The sequence below is a fragment of the Fibrobacter sp. genome, from assembly GCF_017551775.1.
GTDB lineage: Bacteria > Fibrobacterota > Fibrobacteria > Fibrobacterales > Fibrobacteraceae > Fibrobacter.
Window position 1 is genome coordinate 26,351 of record NZ_JAFZKX010000075.1, and the last position, 16,224, is coordinate 42,574.

The window sequence follows — 16,224 nt, forward strand, 5'->3', positions numbered from 1 at the left end:
TCATTTTTTAGTAAAAAATGCGAAAATTTCGCTCATTTTTTATAAAATGGTGTATATTTAGGGTATGTACCTCAAACGCAAATTAGACTATTTCCTGGATGAATGGAAAAAATCCGCCGATAGAAAGCCCCTCATAATCAAGGGGGCCCGTCAGATTGGAAAGACCGAGTCTGTCAAGCATTTTTCCTCGAATTACGAAAATTTTATCAATATCAACTTCGTCCTAGAGAAGAAGTACAAGAGCATCTGCGAAGACGGCTATACCGTCAATGACATTATCAAGAATATCTCACGCATAGATTCCGAAAAAAGGTTTATACCTGGAAAGACGCTTATCCTTTTTGATGAAATCCAGGATTATCCGGAAATTGCGACTTCGCTAAAGTCGTTCTGCATGGACAAGCGTTTTGACGTGATCTGCAGCGGCTCCATGCTAGGCATCAACTACAAACGAATCGAAAGCAACAGCGTTGGCTACAAATCGGAATACCAGATGCAGTCCATGGATTTCGAGGAGTTCCTTTGGGCCGTGGGTTATGGAACCGATGCTGTCGAGGATTTGCTGTCGCACATGCTGTCGGCCAAGCCCTTCAACCAAACGGACATGAATGTTTTCGGCGGAAGATTCATGGATTATTGCCTGCTCGGCGGGATGCCCGAAGTTGTTCGTTCGTATGTAGAAAAGGGGACTTTTGAAGGGTCCCTCTCACTCCAGCGCGCACTCGTCGCCGACTACAAGGAAGATATCAAGAAATATGTTGAAGGCATAGATAAGACCCGCGTACTGAACGTGTTCAATAACATCCCCGTGCAGTTGGCGAAAGAGAACAAGAAATTCCAGATATCCAAGGTGGCGAGCGGAGCGAAGTTCAAGGACTACTGGGGATGCATAGAGTGGCTGTGCGATGCCGGAATGGTGAACGTTTGCCATTGCCTCCATACGCCAGAGCTCCCGCTGAAAGGCAACTACGAAGAATCAAAGTACAAGATTTATTTTAAGGATACCGGACTGCTTATCGCGAACCTCGATGACGAATCTCAGGAAGACCTTCGCGCCAACCGGAACATGAATGTGTACAAGGGAGCCTTGTACGAAAATATCGTTGCCGAGATTTTGAACAAGCAGGGATACGAACTTTTCTATTACAAAAGAGAGAACTCTACTCTGGAACAGGACTTCTTCGTGCGCACGAAGAAGTCTCTTGTACCGGTGGAAGTCAAAGCTAAGGCAGGAACGGCAAAATCGCTATCGACATTGGTCAAGAGCGATGCTTACCCAGACATAACGACGGGAATTAAGTTTACCGCCGGGAACATCGGTTTCCAGAACAATATATACACCTTCCCGTATTTTTGTGCATTTCTACTAAAAAGATATCTTTCGGGGGTGGATTTTTAGGTTATGGCTATCCCCAAGATAATCCATTACTGCTGGCTGAGCAGCGAACCGTACCCGGAACTGGTGCAACGCTGTATGCAGAGCTGGAAGGAGAAACTTCCGGATTATGAACTCATGCTTTGGGACATGAGCCGGTTCGACATCCATTCCGTGCCCTGGGTGGAACAGGCCTGTGCTGCGAAAAAATGGGCCTTCGCTGCCGACTACATACGGCTCTATGCGCTCTACAATTATGGCGGCATCTATCTGGATAGCGACGTGGAGGTGCTGAAGCCCTTTGATGTCCTGCTGGACCGGTCATACTTCTTTGGAAGGGAACATACTCCCGACCGCATCGAAAATCGGAATTCTATTGAGGCCGCAACGATGGGTGCGGAAAAGGGGCTTCCTTTCCTGAAAAAGGTTATGGATTTTTATGAGCGTCTAGATTTTGTTGATGCGGGTGGAAATCTGAATACGACGACCTTGCCGACAATCCTCGCTCGCCAATTGAAAGGTGAAAACCTGGATGTTCTGCCGATGGACTATTTTAGTCCCAAGAATACGCGGACGCTGGAACTCCATATTACGGGGAACACCTACAGCATCCACCATTTCAACGGATCGTGGCATTCTTTGGCTCAGCAGAAACATGTGGCGTTGAGAACTAAGCTCTGCAAGGTGCTTGGAGAGGGCTTCGGGGATGTGCTGAGCTCCTTCTTGGCTATATTTATCCATATAAGATATGAAGGTCTTTGGTGTACGTTGAAGAAAATTTTTGGCAAGATTAGGGCGTGATGAAAAAGATTCTTTTTGACGCAACAGTCCTTGTTGATGGAAACGACATGATTGAAGAGCGTCGTGGTATCTATTTTGTTGCCAGGAATCTTTTGCTCGAAATGTGCCGGCAGAGCCAATCTGAGATTATCCTCTTCGCCTCCACCTTCAAAGAAGCTGGACTTCAGCGGGTTGTTTCGGAATTAGGTATCAATGCGAAGCCTTATAAAAAGGCGTCGGCTTTGTCCGCTAGGCTGCATTCTGTTGTTGTCTGTTGCAGGAAAAAGAGGCTTGAAAAAGGGTGCGGTTGCGTAAAAAGGATCTTGTTTTCTGCGCTGATAGCATTTTTCTCCGTGGTTTCCACATTGTTGTATTCCGTAATCAATTTCAATTGTAAGTTCGATAAGGATACAGTTTTCTTTTCACCGCGTACATCGGCTCCTTGGTTTATCAATAGGCGAAAATCCATAAAGAAATTTATAGTCCTGTATGACTTGATTCCGGTCTTGTTCCACAACCGCGAGATGATGAGGTGGGGTTGGTTTGCCTATTTGCTGCGGACGCTTAACGGCAATGATACGTATTTCGCAATTTCCGAGAATACAAAAAGGGACTTTTGCGGCTATAGCAAAAAAATAAGGGATTCGCAGGTGAAGGTCACCTATTGCGCTAGCGACAAGCTTTTTTGTCGACATTCGGATTTGGAAGAGTTGAAGTGCTTGAAAGAAAAATACGGAATTCCGGAGTCGAAGAATTTTGTTTTTTCTATTGGGGCCCAAGACAAAAGGAAGAATAGTGACCGAATTGTTCGGTCTTTCATGGCCTTTAAGGAAAAAAACAAAATTGATGACTTGGTATTGGTGGTTGCCGGCAGTTCTGATAACAGAGATGATGATTTGGTCCTGTATCGTTCTTATGTCGATGGCAAAGATTTACCGATTTTTTATAGCTTTGCTCAGTGGTTTGTTTTTACCAGCCAGTACGAGGGTTTCGGCCTCCCGCCCTTGGATGCGATGCAATGCGGTTGTCCCGTAATAGCCAGCAATAATTCCTCTATCCCGGAAGTTGTTGGTGATGCGGGACTGCTAATTGACTGGGATAGCGATGAACAGCATGTAGATGCTTATGGAAAATATTATTTTGATGAAACGTTGCGAAAAGATTATGCCCAAAAGGGCATGGAATGCGCTAAGCAGTTCTCTTGGGAAAAAATGACAAAAGAAATTCTTTCAACTATTGACGAGAGTTACGAAATATGTTGAATATCATCTACGATGCAACAATTATAGCGAATATTTTTTATAAAGATGACAACCGAAGCGGGGTTTTTTTTGTTGCATGGAATATTTTGAAGGAATTGCAGAAACGTCAAGATGTTAGATTACGTCTTTATGTCAATCCTGAAGAGTATGCTGAAGGTTGTCGGTTGCAAAAAGAACTTTTGCCCGAAGCAGTCTATATTCAAGATTTTTCTAGATTTTATTTTTTGAAGAAAGTATATTCATTTTTCAAGAAAAAATATTCGCATTTCTACAAGCATTTGTATTTTCGAAAAATATTTGCTGCTGGATATTTTTTTTCGCAGTGGATCTTTAAACTTTTTATAAAAGTCAATGAAGATGAAGTGAAAAAATCGGATTGTTTTCTTTCACCCATATATGGAATCCCTGAATTTGTAAGAAAATTCCCTCATTTGAAACCATTTGTTTTGTTGCATGATGCCATTCCTTTGAAGTTCCCGAAATATTATCCTTATGGGAAGCCTTTGGTAAAGAAAATTATGGAAACTTCGTGCCAAGGAGATTCGTTCTTTTTTGTTTCTGCCAGTGCATATAATGATTTTAAATCTTTTTTCTCTATTGTCACAAAAGCCAATTCTACTGTGATTCATTTGGCTGCGGACTCATGTTATTTTCCAATACGCGATGAAAATACCTTGTTGAAGGTAAAAAAGAAGTACAATATTCCCGTTGAAAAGAAGTATGTGTTTAGCTTGTGTACGCTAGAACCGCGAAAGAATCTAATAAGGTCAGTTAGAACATTTTTGCGGTTTGTCAAAAAGAATGACGCCAAGGACATTATTTGGGTTATGGGTGGTGCCGCTTGGACAACATTTATTGATGAATTAGAAAAAGCGGGCGTGAACTGGGATCCTGAAATCGTTGTACGTGCGGGCTATATTGATGATGAAGATTTGCCAATATTGTATAGTAATGCCGAATGGTTTGTGTATACCAGCCAATACGAGGGATTCGGCCTCCCGCCTCTTGAGGCTATGCAATGTGGATGTCCTGTAATTACGAGTAATAATTCTTCTTTGCCGGAGGTTGTTGGTGATGCTGCACTTACAATAGACTGGGATAGTGAAGAACAGCATGTTGAGGCGTACGAGAAATATTATTTTGATGAAGAATTGCGAAAAGAGTATGGTCGGAAAGGGTTGGCTCGAGCTGAACAATTTTCATGGACAAAGTCTGTTAATCAAATTATTTCAGTTATGGAACATCGACAATGCGAAGAATAAAAATTCTTTTTGACGTTACCCAGTTGGTGCGAGGGATAATCGACACGCGAAGCCGAGGTGGTGTTTTTTTTGTTGCCCAAAACATTTTAAGGGAATTAAGCAAACGATTAGATGTTGACGTTATTTTATTGCCGACTGTAATAGACTCTGTGGACCTGTTTTATTTACGAGAAAAAAATTTTTATTCCCTAAAAATGTTTGAAAAGCCTTCGTCACTAGATTTCGCTTTTTATAAACTTCGGAAAAATTTAAAATATGCAAGAAAAATTTTTTCAAGAATATCAATAATACGGAAATGCCTGTATGTAATCATTAGATTTGTTGAAATACTTCATTTGTGTATTCGTAAATATAATTTTTCAAAATATAGTCCTAGTGATTGTGTCTATTTTTCCCCGAATCAAGCGCCACCTAAGGAACTGAAAAAAACGGCAATAAAAAGCTATGTTGTTCTTCATGATATTATTCCGATTCTGTTAGAGGAATACAAGGAACAATCACGAACGGGCTGGTTTAAAACTTTAATTGACTCGTTTAATGACCAAGATGCATATTTTGCTGTTTCTAATGCGACGAAAAAAGACTTTCTTGCCTATTTTCCTATTTTAAAATCGGAACAATTGCATGTTCTTTCTTTGGCGGCTTCGGAAAAATATAAAGTTGAAAAAGATGAGGCTAAGTTAAATTCTGTAAAAGAAAAGTATGGTATCCCCAAAGAGAAAAAATATCTCTTTAGTTTATGTACTCTAGAACCTCGAAAAAATCAAATTCGTGCAGTATCGTGTTTTCTGCGATTTGTGAATAAAAACCAATTAGATGATATTATTTTTGTATTAGGGGGTGGTGCAGGCACCACTATTGCCCAAAAGATGAAAAGTGAAATTGAGTCTGTTGGCAACGGCTCTGTTTTGCCAATTGGTTTTGTTGATGATGTGGATTTGCCAATATTATATGGTAATGCTGAATGGTTTGTATTTACAAGCCAATATGAAGGCTTTGGCCTGCCGCCATTGGAGGCGATGCAATGTGGTTGCCCTGTAATCACAAGTAATAATTCGTCTTTGCCAGAAGTTGTTGGTGATGCGGGGATAATGATTGACTGGGATAGTGACGAGCAACATATTGATGCGTATGAGAAATACTATTTCAATGAGGCGTTGAGAAAAGAAAATAGAAGAAAGGGCTTGGAGCGCGCAAAACTGTTTTCTTGGAAAAAAACGACAGAAGAGATTGTTGCCTTTATTGAGAGCGGATTTTGATTAATTTTTTTGCATAAATGGCATATAATTTGGGAAATCTTATGGCTAAGGTTAACTTTGTTCTCTGTATTATATGAAATTTAGGCAGTTCCTTTAGTTTCGAGAAATATGTAAGAGCCTTTGAGAAATATTCGTCGTTGTTTAAATCGGATGTATATTTGTTAATCCAATGCCAGCTTAATTTTATTGAAACGAGAACGGCTAATTCGAGCTCTTTCTTTTCTAAAAGAAAACAGAGCTGTTCGTGTACAACATCTATGTAGTTGTAAAGGAAATCTGTTTTGGTGATAGAATCTTGTCGCTGATAATAATGGTAGAGAACGCGGTCAACGCAGCATATTCTGTTTGCTTCGTATATTAATTTGTAACTTGTGAAATCGTCTTCGTGGATTTTTCCTTTGGGAAATCTAATATCCTTAAAGAGCCGTTTGCTGTAGAGCTTCGCCCAAGAAATTCCTAAATGTATCGTTTGTGAAAGAATGATTTTTCGAAAGGCTTTTTTTCCGTCAATAATGCCTGTTTCAAAAAATTCAGAATCTAATTGATGGTCGTCCCACACCAAGTCGTGGTTGATGATTGTGATGTCTGAATTTGTTGAGAAAGCGTTTTCTACTAGACAACGAATATATTCGTTGTCCACCCAGTCATCGCTATCAATAAAGGATATGTACTCTCCAGTGCAAATATTTAACCCTGCATTTCTTGCATCAGATAAACCGCCATTTTCTTTGTGTATTACCACAATGCGATTGTCTTTTGCTGCGTATTCGTCGCAGATTTGAGGACAAGCATCTGGGGATCCGTCATCTACTAAAATGATTTCCAAATTCGTGTAAGTCTGATTTTCGATGCAGTCCAAACAGCGTCGCAAGTATGGCTCAACTTTGTAAATAGGGATGATGATGGAAACAAGAGGTTGTGTCATATGGCCCAAATATATTGCTTTTTACTGTTTATCAAATTTTTGGTGAAATTTTTCTCTAAAATCCGTATTGGGTAGATGGAAAAATTTCCAGACTTTAACAATGAATGGTAGACCGCTATATTTATTTATTTGCCGTGCCCAACATAAAAGAAAAACAGATGTTAATCCGGATGGCTTGAGTTCTTTTTCCCATAACAGTCTACATTTTGTATAGCTGCCGGCTTGAATCAGGTCTTGCTTGTTTCGTTCTATTTGGGATAATTCGCTATCAACGATACGGAATTTGGCTAATCTGGATGTGAAGCCTTTTTTTTCGAAATACTCGTAAATACGATGGTTCTCAATAAAGTTTATTCCCGTGCTAAAACTTTTGCTTGTTGTTGCTGTGGAATGGCGCCTAAAATGATTTAGTCTTTTGGATATGTAATACAGGTTTCCTGTTTCACACAAGTAGTTCCAAAAAAGATAATCTCCGGATCCAAGGAAATCTTGGTAGTCTTTGGGTATGCTGGTTAAAGATTGTTTTCGGAACAAAACTGAACTGGCGTTGTAGATGTTGTTGAAATAAATTTGTTTTTTCTTTAAAAATGTAAAGCCCCTAAAAAATGTGTCTCTTGCAAGATAGGTGCCAGGAACAGTTTGGGTGGTGTATTCCCAATAAGATTCGCAAAAGGCAAAAACTAAAGATGAATCTCTATCTAAACAGCAGACCATCTCATCTAAAAAATTTAATTCAGCCCAATCATCGCTTTCTGCGATCCAAATGTATTTTCCTTGGGCCAGCTTAAATCCTTTCGCCCATTGTTTGAATGGGGAGCCGCTGTTTATTTCGTTGTAGATTATATGGCTGATTTGGGGGCGATTTTGGTATTCTTCAATTATTTCTTTGCTATTGTCCGTGCTGCAATCATCTAAAATAATAACTTCAAAATCCTGAAATGTTTGATTGAATATAGATTCCAAACGCTGCCTAAGAAAAGGAGCATGGTTGTAGTTTGGTACTATGACGGAAACAACAGGAGCGGGCATTTTTTTGTTTTATGTTGAATGGATTTATACTAGATATGATTGCCAAAAATCGGTGCTGGTTATGAAGCGGATTTCTTTACGTAGTTTGGTTTGCAAAGTTGCCTCTGATGGCCTTAAATGGAATAAGACCTTTGTGAATTGCAGAATACTCCAGAGGAATAATTTAAAGTTACTTTGATAGATTGTGTATATGTCTTCGTTTTGTCGAAAATATATAATTTTTTTTAATCGAAATAAATCGGGTGTCAAATCATTGGAATCCAAAACTATTACATCTTTTTTTAATTTTGGCAAAAGTGTGTTGAATATATTTGCCGCAAAAAAGATTTTCTTTAAAAAAGACCAAGTCTTATCGTCGGATTTTTTAGTGGAGAAAGACGTTGCTTTAGTGGAAATTTTATTGGCTCCACATTGAGGATAAGACGTTTTTATTGCTTTTTGACAAAATACTATTGTTTTTTTGTTTTTTAAACTTTTTGTACCCTGCCATAAATCAATTTCTGCTTGTGATAGAGCAATCCAGTCAAGATAACGATATGTCCCGACTAAATTGATAAAGGACAACGTCATCTCTTTTTTTGTGGCAAGAATTTTTCCGGGCGTCTTTTTTAGCAGCTTTAGAATTCTGCTATTCCTGTAGGAGCAATATTGCTTGCACATATTGTCTTTGCTGAGAAAAGAATGCCAGACGGAAATTCCATTTAATAAAATTACAGTGGATGATTCTCTTAGACTGAATTCGGTGTCATCGTATTGAAAAAAAAACGGTAATGGAAGATTGTCCTTTCTGATATATTGTATGGGAATGCAGCAGTAGAACCATGGCGCAAAATTGGGTTCTTTGTTGTTAAGATTCTTCAGAATGCTTGAAACATTTGAAAGATTGCTGTTGGGGTTGCTAAAACGGACTCCGTCTGTTGGGCTCCAAATACAGCCATTAATGGCTTGCTCGGACATGTTCTCCGATTTAAGCATTGCTCCACCAAGTATTTTTGTACGGAAATTCACTCTGAGACAACGTAAAAAACAAAATGTCCTTACTAAAACGGCGGGATCTAGTAAAATGTCGTCATCCATCAAGATGAAGTGAGTGAGGTTCAATTCTAGATTATGAGAAATGGCCTCAATCATGCATCTTGCGAATCCGCCAGAACCTCCGGCATTAATGTTTGGAAAAATTTGGACTTTGGGATGATGGTAGTTGAAATTGTGTAACGTTTGCCCGTTATCAGAAATGATTATATCTAGTTTGTTGTATAGTTCTGATTGCGGATTGTCAAGTATTGTGTCTTGAATTGCTTTTAAATTTTTTAAAACAAAAGATTCCCTTTTGTATGTGCATATTCCAATGCCGATTTTTATAGAGTTTGTAGAATCGGAATAGATTCTGGTGCCATAAAAGCCTTCGATTATGCGACATGATTCGTCTTTAGAAGAAATAGTAAAAAAGCAAATTCCATGAATGTTCGCTATGTCGGGAAATGAAATTGTTATGGATTCTTCGATTTCGTTTTTTTCGTGAGTTGCAAGTAAGCGGTTTTGGATCGTTCCATTGACCAATGTCGCTTCAAATAATTCAATAAAACATCTTCCTTGAATTTTTAGATTAAGAAAGAGATTTGTTATGGATGTATACTCTTTCCAGTTCTCTATTGAAAAACTGTTGAAATATGTGTCAAAGGAAATTGTTTGATGAGGCGATAAAAAGAAATTACAGCCAAATTGCTTCGAATTGGATCTGTAATACAGTTCCGTTTCTGTACAAATATCTTCACGGGGGAATAATATTGGCTGAAGTATCATGCTGAATCCTAAAGAATATCGGCGAGTTTGTGGGATTCGTTTGATAGGAATTTACATCGGTTGGCGATTGTTTCTCTAAGGGGCTTGCCTAGAGATATGGCTTTAAGTGTGTCTTCGATAATGAGGTCTATTTCTTTTTCAGATGGAATTGCATGATATTCCCTAGGTGACGGATATTGTAGAACGTCTTGGAGGGATCGGGTTTTGTGAGAATTTGAGTCCATGAAAACACAAGGCGTTCCCCCGTGGGAAGCGAGAATTGCTGGATGGTATCGCCCGGTTATAAACGCTTTTGCACACGATAAAATTTTTGCTGCCGCTAGTATTGGGGTTTCCATGGATATTAAGGGAGCGTTTGTTATTGAACTGACTTCCGATAGGAACTTGTCACCCTCGCATGTTTGAATCAAGAAAATGTTGCTTTTATATATGTTTCTTAGTTTTTGGACTAATTGAACGTATGCGGGAATAGACTTCGTTGTGTCTCCTACAAAGGCGGAAGATCCGGCAATCAAGATATAGGGCTTAGAAAAATCTAGGTTGAAATAGGCTTCGTCTTGTTCTGCTGAATGTGCTAAACAATATTTCCCATTTGTGATGGCGGGTGCTTCTGTGATGAGCTTGTGCCATGAGAAAAGGGCGTCTGGGATGATTGAAGGCTCTATGTCAACAAAGTGCTTCTTTATATAATTGTAAGATGTTTTTTCCCGAACAATGATTTGAGAACAATTTTTTAGCACACTATTTATGGCTTTGATACTATCTTGATTATGGGGTAGGCTCGTTGAATCGGAAAACATCACGTTTGCTAGATAAACTGGCTTGTGTTTTTGGTTAACCCAATGGATGAGCATTGTTAAAACTAAAGGCTCTCTCCATTGAGGTTTCCCGAAAATAAATGAGCCTTCTCCGTTTACAACAACTGCGTCGAAATCATATTGATCGATAAGCAAATCCCGCAATTGCGGATTTGCTGGAATACATTTTAACAGATTCTTTCTTGATTTCTCAAAATCCAATGAGACAAAATCAAAAGAACCAAAATACGAGAAAAACTTGAAACGATGCAGGATTACTTTTACAACATCTCTGAGAAAGGTGTGCTTCCCAAAGAAAGAATAGGCTATTTGGGGAAGAGGAGAGTAAAAGAATAATTCAGATGTGTCCTTAGATGTATTTTTCCCAGTGATAATGCCGGTAATTTTGTTTTTTTCTCGGATTAGCATGGATAGCGCAGTGCTTGTCGCTCTGCATCCATAATTACCGCGATTTCGGTTGTCTCCAATATACAGAATCTTCATATTTACTGGATTTCCCATGAGTTTTCACATAGCACAATTTTCCCATACAGAGATTTGCTTGGACCTTTGCCGTGACCAAAGAAATCATCGTCGTCAACATCCATTGTGATTACATTGTCAATAAAGTCTGCACATCCATTCAAGTCTTCTGCCCAAAGGCCTAACTTATATACACCCCCTGTAAGAGGAAGTTTTTCAATATCACAATGTGCTGAGTGAAATCCTGGCGAGAAGGAAATAGACTTCTTGTTTGTATTTGCAGCAAAGTTTAACAATGGCGTCCCAAATAGTGTTCTCATGCCGATTGCCAAGTTGCAATTAGTGATGGGTGATGAAACTTTGAATGTGAGTTTTATTCTTAAAAACTGCCCACATCGTGGTTGAATAGGATTGTTTTTTTTGTCAAGAAATTCAATTTCTGAAAAGGTGATGCTTTGAGATGTTTTGCCGGATCTTGGCAATGATGATAAATTTTTATAAGTAGAAGAAGACATGCCAGCATCCTGGTAGTGGCAAATAGCATCTTCTACGTCACCATCAAACGCAACTTGCCCTTGGTCTAGTACAATTCCCCTCTTGCACAGATTCTTTACCGCCCCCATATTATGGCTCACGAACAACACCGTTCTGCCTTCTCCGCGGCTTACGTCTTGCATCTTGCCGATGGCTTTTTTCTGGAATTCTGCGTCGCCCACGGCGAGCACTTCGTCCACCACGAGGATTTCGGGTTCCAGGTGGGCGGCGATGGCGAATCCGAGGCGGACGGTCATGCCGCTGCTGTAGCGCTTCACGGGGGTGTCCAGGTAGCGTTCGCATCCGCTGAAGTCTACAATCTCGTCGAGTTTGCGGGTAATTTCGCTGCGGTTCATGCCCATGATGGCGCCGTTCATGTAGATGTTCTCGCGGCCGGTCATTTCCGGGTGGAAGCCCGTGCCCACTTCGAGGAGGCTCGCGATGCGGCCTCTGGCGCGGATGATGCCGGTGGTGGGGGCGGTCACGCGGCTGAGCAGCTTGAGGAGGGTGCTCTTGCCGGCGCCGTTCCTGCCGATGATGCCCACGACGTCGCCCTGTTCCACCTTAAAGTTGATGTCCTTGAGGGCCCACACGTAGTCGCTGTTGCCCTTGTGCGCGCGGTCGTTCGTTTCGCCCACCTTGAGGTAGGGGTCATCGCGGCGCAGCACCTTGGTCTGCCAGAACCTGTTCAGGTCGTGGCTGAGCGTCCCGGTGCTCACTAGGCCCAGACGGTACTGCTTGCTGATGTTCTCGAACTCGATGGCGGTCATGGTCTTTTCAAGGTCTTTAGTAAACCGCCCTGGATTGCCACGGCCTTCGGCCTCGCAATGACATCCTAGGTTACGAAGCAGCGAAACATTTATGTTTCGATATTTCGTAATCGACGGGTCATGTGCTTGCGCAATGACAATGGCGGTCATCTTGTTGAGTAATATAGATTAAAAGGGACTGTCGGGAACCCAAATCAGAAAAAATGCGCGAAAAACGCGCGTTTTTTCGCTGTTCCGGCAGGACCCTTTTTTGGATAGAATGCCGTACAGTGGTGAATATTGTCTTTTCCGAGCAAAAAAGACAATATGAGGTCATGATGTTCGCCTTTGGAGGGCGGTAAAACCCTTACCTATGTAAATAGAGGCGTTTTGCCGAAATTTGCGTAAAACGGGAGCGAGTAGGAGCGAAGATAAATCCTACCTACCTCCTTTTCTCAATATAATCTTAAATAAGGAGCAATTATGCTTATACAAGATGGTAAAATCAGAAAAAATCATGCCATTTCCGAGACAAAAGTACAGGGAATCAAGAATTTCTTTCAAGGAGCAATCCGCTGTCACGATAAGGTTGCGGTCGGCGAATGGTTTTCTTTGCGAGATTTGATGGGCGGAGAAAACTTTGACTGGAACGGGACGCCTTTGCAGGAATTATTTGAGGCCTATCGAGGCAGGAGTGATGCTCTCAAGATGACTGCAAAGAGTGCTGGATGGCTGCTGAAAGCAACCATAAAAGATGACCCGTATCGCCGTTATGAAACGAAAAAGGAGGCTTTTACCCGAAAGTACCGTTGGGTTAAGGAATAAAACGACTGACAAGAGAAAATGGCAGGCTAAGCCTGCCGTTTTCTCTATTACGCTAGGACGATTTGCCTTAGATTAATTCAAACAGAGTGTCTTCGTCATTAAGTCTTTGGTAATCGGGATTTTTCTCTAATAGAGATTGCAAAATTTCATCAGAGCTGAATACCCAACAGTCTTTGGGAATGATGTTGTGAATCATCCGGTAGTCTGTGAAGAAATGGTTGCCTCTGGGTTTGGAGGAATCTTCTTCCCATTGCTCACCGCAGCCTGATTTCCAGTTATAGTATAGTAGTGTTTGCTCCGCGCTGGATAACTGGGCTCGTAGAATTCGTAGGAATTGGCGTTTCTCGTCGTATGTAAACAGTTTGTTGTCGGACTGCACAACGGTTTTCACGAGTAAAAAGAGGTGCCTGTAATACGGAACTAATTGGTCTATACGTCCTATGAAAAGGGAATCTTTTATAGGGGTTAACTTGGGGTGTTCCTGCCAAGTGGTTTTATTGATATTCTGAAAAGCAAAACTGCGAAAAAAATCTACGGTTTCCTTCTTTAGGTGATTTGCCATCAAATCTATGCCGAAGAAGAAAATACGGTATGTTTTGTTAAATATGTCTATTGTCCCTTCTAGTTTCCTTAAGTTTTCGTAGATTAAATTGAATTCTTCAAGCAAGCAACTGAAATATTCTCGTCCTTCGGCGGCTTTTCGAACGGGATGTTCTGATTCGAGGGACTTGTATGTTGATTCTGCGTGCAGACTTTTGACATTGTCGCAGTGAATCTTGAGCATCTCGTAAAATTGTCGCTCAAATTGCATTTTGTTTGAATTTTTCTGCATCTCTTGATTGGCTTGGTATTGTGCCCAAAATGCGGCAAAAGTGATGATTGCTGCGGCAATTGCAACGAAAGGGTTCATAATGCCGAATGTGTCGCCAATGACTCCCGTTTCGCTATTAAATGCTATGGAACTAGAGCGAGTGGCGAAAAGCCATGGAGCAAGGAGCGCAAATAAAGTTGTTGCGAATGCCATTGAACATAGAATGGCAAGAAAATGCCTTTTTATCCAATTGAGAACCGATTTCATTGTGGGAAAATCCTTAGTATGTCTATAGGTAATATAGATTTAATCTTTTTCGGAATGTTGAAAAAAGATATAGGAACGCCGGTCATTTGACGCCTACGGCGTCTGTGGCTGCGGCTCGGTCATGTCGGTACGCAATCGTCCCGCCGCGACACTCGCCTTGCACACTACTCGGGGTGGAACCCGGTGCCCACTTCGAGGAGGCTTGCGATGCGGCCCTTGGCGCGGATGATTCCGGTAGTGGGAGCGGTCACGCGGCTGAGCAGCTTGAGGAGTGTGCTCTTGCCGGCGCCGTTTCGGCCGATAATGCCTACGACGTCGCCCTGCTCCACCTTGAAGTTGATGTCCTTGAGGGCCCACACGTAGTCGCTGTTGCCCTTGTGCGCGCGGTCATTCGTTTCGCCTACTTTGAGGTAGGGGTCATCGCGGCGCAGCACCTTGGTCTGCCAGAACCTGTTCAGGTCGTGGCTGAGCGTCCCGGTGCTCACTAGGCCCAGGCGGTACTGCTTGCTGATGTTCTCGAATTCTATCGCTGTCATTCTATTGAGTAATATAGATTTATGCTACAAATGTGGGATGCGGCTAGCAAGAAAGTGCTCTTTTTTTGTGAAAAAAAGACAAATATGCCGGAAGAGGACATATATTTTATAACTAGTTAAACCTAAATCACATTCATCTATGCTCCGTTCTCATTATATCCCGCAATTTATTCTCCGAGCCTTTTGCGAAGATGATCAGATCCAATACATGGATCTCTCGTCAAAAAAGGTGGAATCTCGAAATACGCGGTCTGTTTTCAGCGAATATGGCTATTATCCAGAGCAGCTAGAGCATGACCTTTGCGATAAAATTGAACGGGATTTTGCCGTTGTTCATAAAAAGATTGTCGCATCTGTGGGAAAATTGACTTTATCTGCTGCAGAAATGTTCCTATTAAAAAAGTTCTTGCTTATTTCTGTTCTCCGTTACAGGACAGATGAAAAGGAAGACGAAGCAATTCTTGAACAATTGAGCGAATCAGAAATTAAATTTATTAAGGGAAATTTTTTTGAAAATATCAATAAAATTCTCAATTGTAAAACTAAGGACGAAATTACCAGTTTCTACAATTACGAGGACGCGGATGCAAATCTTTCGCTAACAGCCTACGCCAAGGACATTCTTGGCTCTTACTTAATATTTGTTAAATCTACGGATTGTGGCAGGGAGTTCTTGATTCCGGATAGAGGGAACGCTTGGTTTATGGGGCGCCTTGCGATGGAAAAAGCTTATTTAATGTATGAAATGGTGATGAGGCGTCCTGATGAAACGTTTGTTCAGATTCTTTCTCAGTTGACTCCTCATGATTACACCATTTTCCCACTATCAAAAGACATGGCCGTTTTGTGTATGAGTTCCTTTTTTAAACTTATTGCTGATAATCCTAGATACGCGATTGCCAAGAATTCCATTCAAGATGTACTTGGTTTTGGAAATGGCTATATGCTCAAACCGGCAAAAGTTTCATTTACTCGTGATAAGAAGCCGATAGATTACGGATTCGACATTAAGCCGTTATGCGGCAAAGATGTTCAGTTCTTGAACAATCTATTGCTAAAGAACGCCGAAAGCCACATAGCCTTTGGCAACAAAGACAAGTTGGGAATTGATCTGTAGATTAGCGTTAGGGACGGAAGCCGCGTGGCGTCGATTTTATACAGCGATGGCCCGGCCCCGGCTTGCTGGGGAAACGCCCGAAAAAAAGCAAGTTCAGATAGTTGACGGAATCTTCAAAAGTGTCTTAGTTTTCTAAAGAAGAAATCGGGGCGTATCAAAGAATGTTTCACGCAGAATGGGATCACAATGCACTGAGAAGAAGTATCTTCGAGGAATTCGCGGACGATGTCAACGCGAAGGTTGAAGAAGGTACTTCCGATGCCAAGCGTGAAAGTGCCAAACGGATGATTGCTGACGGAAAACTGACCGACGAGGATATCGCAGCCTATTCCGGCCTTTCTATCGAAGACGTCATCGTTCTGCGCAGCCAGGCGAAAGCCTAGGGGCTTTGGCCGGAGTAGCTTCGTTTT

The 16,224-nt window shown here is 41.3% G+C and carries 14 protein-coding genes and 1 pseudogene; 8 read left to right on the top strand and 7 right to left on the bottom strand.

Annotated features, from left to right (window positions below):
* Positions 1-64: 64 nt before the first annotated feature.
* Genes IK012_RS08745 through IK012_RS08765 form a run of 5 tightly spaced genes read left to right on the top strand, consistent with a single transcriptional unit; the run spans position 65 to position 5,938 of the window.
* Entirely contained in the window at positions 65-1,399 is a 1,335-nt protein-coding gene (locus IK012_RS08745; protein WP_290953255.1) for an ATP-binding protein, read from the top strand.
* A gap of 3 nt (positions 1,400-1,402) precedes the next feature.
* A complete protein-coding gene (locus IK012_RS08750; protein ID WP_290953258.1) occupies positions 1,403-2,176 on the top strand; it encodes a glycosyltransferase family 32 protein in 774 nt (257 codons plus the stop codon).
* Positions 2,176-3,417 (top strand): glycosyltransferase family 1 protein, encoded by a 1,242-nt coding sequence (locus IK012_RS08755; protein WP_290953261.1) that lies wholly within the window; start codon positions 2,176-2,178, stop codon positions 3,415-3,417. Before IK012_RS08750 ends, IK012_RS08755 begins: the two co-directional genes overlap by 1 nt.
* Positions 3,411-4,679 carry a glycosyltransferase family 1 protein gene (locus IK012_RS08760; RefSeq protein ID WP_290953264.1) on the top strand — a complete coding sequence of 423 codons (1,269 nt, stop codon included), beginning with the start codon at positions 3,411-3,413 and terminating at the stop codon, positions 4,677-4,679. The genes IK012_RS08755 and IK012_RS08760 overlap by 7 nt, the downstream gene beginning before the upstream one ends.
* Complete coding sequence (locus IK012_RS08765) at positions 4,667-5,938, top strand: glycosyltransferase family 1 protein (protein WP_290953266.1); 1,272 nt, start codon at positions 4,667-4,669, stop codon at positions 5,936-5,938. Before IK012_RS08760 ends, IK012_RS08765 begins: the two co-directional genes overlap by 13 nt.
* Here IK012_RS08765 and IK012_RS08770 read toward each other — a convergent pair.
* The 5 genes from IK012_RS08770 to IK012_RS08790 are packed head-to-tail and all read right to left on the bottom strand — an operon-like array spanning position 5,919 to position 12,279.
* Complete coding sequence (locus IK012_RS08770) at positions 5,919-6,863, bottom strand: glycosyltransferase (protein ID WP_290953269.1); 945 nt, start codon at positions 6,861-6,863, stop codon at positions 5,919-5,921. The two genes, IK012_RS08765 and IK012_RS08770, sit on opposite strands and share 20 nt — an antisense overlap.
* 21 nt (positions 6,864-6,884) lie before the next feature.
* A complete protein-coding gene (locus tag IK012_RS08775) occupies positions 6,885-7,892 on the bottom strand; it encodes a glycosyltransferase family 2 protein (protein WP_290953272.1) in 1,008 nt (335 codons plus the stop codon).
* Positions 7,893-7,916: 24 nt separating this feature from the next.
* Entirely contained in the window at positions 7,917-9,695 is a 1,779-nt protein-coding gene (locus IK012_RS08780; RefSeq protein ID WP_290953275.1) for a hypothetical protein, read from the bottom strand.
* An 8-nt stretch (positions 9,696-9,703) separates the two neighbouring features.
* Complete coding sequence (locus tag IK012_RS08785) at positions 9,704-10,996, bottom strand: polysaccharide pyruvyl transferase family protein (protein WP_290953278.1); 1,293 nt, start codon at positions 10,994-10,996, stop codon at positions 9,704-9,706.
* A gap of 2 nt (positions 10,997-10,998) precedes the next feature.
* Positions 10,999-12,279, bottom strand: coding sequence for an ABC transporter ATP-binding protein (locus tag IK012_RS08790; RefSeq protein WP_290953281.1), 1,281 nt, complete (start codon positions 12,277-12,279; stop codon positions 10,999-11,001).
* 462 nt (positions 12,280-12,741) lie between these two features.
* On the opposite strand from IK012_RS08790, the gene IK012_RS08795 reads away from it, so the two are divergent.
* Positions 12,742-13,083, top strand: coding sequence for a hypothetical protein (locus tag IK012_RS08795; RefSeq protein WP_290953284.1), 342 nt, complete (start codon positions 12,742-12,744; stop codon positions 13,081-13,083).
* Positions 13,084-13,150: 67 nt separating this feature from the next.
* Here IK012_RS08795 and IK012_RS08800 read toward each other — a convergent pair whose 3' ends face one another.
* Together IK012_RS08800 and IK012_RS08805 are read right to left on the bottom strand one after the other, a co-directional pair.
* Positions 13,151-14,161, bottom strand: coding sequence for a putative phage abortive infection protein (locus IK012_RS08800; protein WP_290953286.1), 1,011 nt, complete (start codon positions 14,159-14,161; stop codon positions 13,151-13,153).
* Between the two features lie 167 nt (positions 14,162-14,328).
* Positions 14,329-14,697: pseudogene (locus tag IK012_RS08805) on the bottom strand (ATP-binding cassette domain-containing protein); the annotation flags it as partial.
* Positions 14,698-14,836: 139 nt separating this feature from the next.
* On the opposite strand from IK012_RS08805, the gene IK012_RS08810 reads away from it, so the two are divergent.
* Together IK012_RS08810 and IK012_RS08815 are read left to right on the top strand one after the other, a co-directional pair.
* Positions 14,837-15,814 (top strand): DUF4238 domain-containing protein, encoded by a 978-nt coding sequence (locus IK012_RS08810; RefSeq protein WP_290953292.1) that lies wholly within the window; start codon positions 14,837-14,839, stop codon positions 15,812-15,814.
* A 161-nt stretch (positions 15,815-15,975) separates the two neighbouring features.
* Positions 15,976-16,197 (top strand): hypothetical protein, encoded by a 222-nt coding sequence (locus IK012_RS08815; RefSeq protein ID WP_290953295.1) that lies wholly within the window; start codon positions 15,976-15,978, stop codon positions 16,195-16,197.
* Positions 16,198-16,224: the final 27 nt, after the last annotated feature.

Excerpts from the sequence above, each read along its gene's own strand:
- IK012_RS08745 (WP_290953255.1), top strand. The coding sequence starts at position 65 with ATGTACCTCAAACGCAAATTAGACTATTTCCTGGATGAATGGAAAAAA.
- IK012_RS08750 (WP_290953258.1), top strand. The coding sequence starts at position 1,403 with ATGGCTATCCCCAAGATAATCCATTACTGCTGGCTGAGCAGCGAACCG.
- IK012_RS08755 (WP_290953261.1), top strand. The coding sequence starts at position 2,176 with ATGAAAAAGATTCTTTTTGACGCAACAGTCCTTGTTGATGGAAACGAC.
- IK012_RS08760 (WP_290953264.1), top strand. The coding sequence starts at position 3,411 with ATGTTGAATATCATCTACGATGCAACAATTATAGCGAATATTTTTTAT.
- IK012_RS08765 (WP_290953266.1), top strand. The coding sequence starts at position 4,667 with ATGCGAAGAATAAAAATTCTTTTTGACGTTACCCAGTTGGTGCGAGGG.
- IK012_RS08770 (WP_290953269.1), bottom strand. The coding sequence starts at position 6,863 with ATGACACAACCTCTTGTTTCCATCATCATCCCTATTTACAAAGTTGAG.
- IK012_RS08775 (WP_290953272.1), bottom strand. The coding sequence starts at position 7,892 with ATGCCCGCTCCTGTTGTTTCCGTCATAGTACCAAACTACAACCATGCT.
- IK012_RS08780 (WP_290953275.1), bottom strand. The coding sequence starts at position 9,695 with ATGATACTTCAGCCAATATTATTCCCCCGTGAAGATATTTGTACAGAA.
- IK012_RS08785 (WP_290953278.1), bottom strand. The coding sequence starts at position 10,996 with ATGAAGATTCTGTATATTGGAGACAACCGAAATCGCGGTAATTATGGA.
- IK012_RS08790 (WP_290953281.1), bottom strand. The coding sequence starts at position 12,279 with ATGACCGCCATCGAGTTCGAGAACATCAGCAAGCAGTACCGTCTGGGC.
- IK012_RS08795 (WP_290953284.1), top strand. The coding sequence starts at position 12,742 with ATGCTTATACAAGATGGTAAAATCAGAAAAAATCATGCCATTTCCGAG.
- IK012_RS08800 (WP_290953286.1), bottom strand. The coding sequence starts at position 14,161 with ATGAAATCGGTTCTCAATTGGATAAAAAGGCATTTTCTTGCCATTCTA.
- IK012_RS08810 (WP_290953292.1), top strand. The coding sequence starts at position 14,837 with ATGCTCCGTTCTCATTATATCCCGCAATTTATTCTCCGAGCCTTTTGC.
- IK012_RS08815 (WP_290953295.1), top strand. The coding sequence starts at position 15,976 with ATGTTTCACGCAGAATGGGATCACAATGCACTGAGAAGAAGTATCTTC.